The organism is Vibrio sp. D173a (genome assembly GCF_030248475.1).
The window spans coordinates 1-725 of sequence record NZ_JAHGAH010000520.1 but is presented as its reverse complement, the minus strand read 5'-3'; the positions used below and the strand labels follow the sequence as shown (position 1 = coordinate 725).

At 47.4% G+C, this 725-nt stretch carries 1 protein-coding gene and 1 pseudogene; both read left to right on the top strand.

The window, feature by feature from the left end; translation table 11 throughout:
• A pseudogene (locus KIV40_RS27220) lies at positions 1-301 on the top strand (putative 2-aminoethylphosphonate ABC transporter permease subunit); the annotation flags it as partial.
• A 77-nt stretch (positions 302-378) separates the two neighbouring features.
• Positions 379-725 (top strand): GntR family transcriptional regulator (locus KIV40_RS27215; RefSeq protein ID WP_285352308.1); only part of this gene is annotated, 347 nt, incomplete at its 3' end.

Sequence of the window (725 nt, the reverse complement as noted above, 5' to 3'; positions counted from 1 at the left end):
TCTACCGCAATACAAACTGTTTTTTAAGGTGACGGTTCCGGTATGCCTGCCGGCGATATTAGATATTGCAACCTACCTGTTTATTAATGCATTGACCACGACTTCTGCGGTAGTATTCCTATATTCAACGGATACTATTCCAGCGTCGGTTTCGGTACTTAATATGGACGATGCCGGTCAAACCGGTGCGGCTGCGGCGATGGCTGTGATGATTATGCTAGCGGCAGCGAGTGCGAAAGTGGTGCACTTAGTCATCAACAAGTTGTTTGAGAAACGCACACAAGCATGGCGCAAGCGATAATTCGCGGCTTGTCGAATAAGAAATAATATGTGTGGCCATGGAGCGGCTACCAGAAATAATAAATAAAAGGCAAATTGGTGCAGTACGTAAAAATTAAAGATGTCATCGTAGAGCAGATTGAGTCGGGGATGCTATCTCCAAGACAGAAGCTGCCTGCCGAGCGCAAACTCGCTGAATCATTCGATACTACACGTGTCACTTTGCGTGAAGCGTTATCGTCACTAGAGGCGGAAGGGCGCATCTATCGCGAAGATCGCAGGGGCTGGTTTATTTCACCTGAGCCATTGCGCTATGACCCAACACAAACACTTAACTTTACCAACATGGCGCTGTCGCAAAATCGTCAGCCAAAGACAGAGCTGATTGCAGCTAAGGGAATATTGGCAACGAAAGAGGCCACTCGATTGCTTAAACTGGCGCCGTT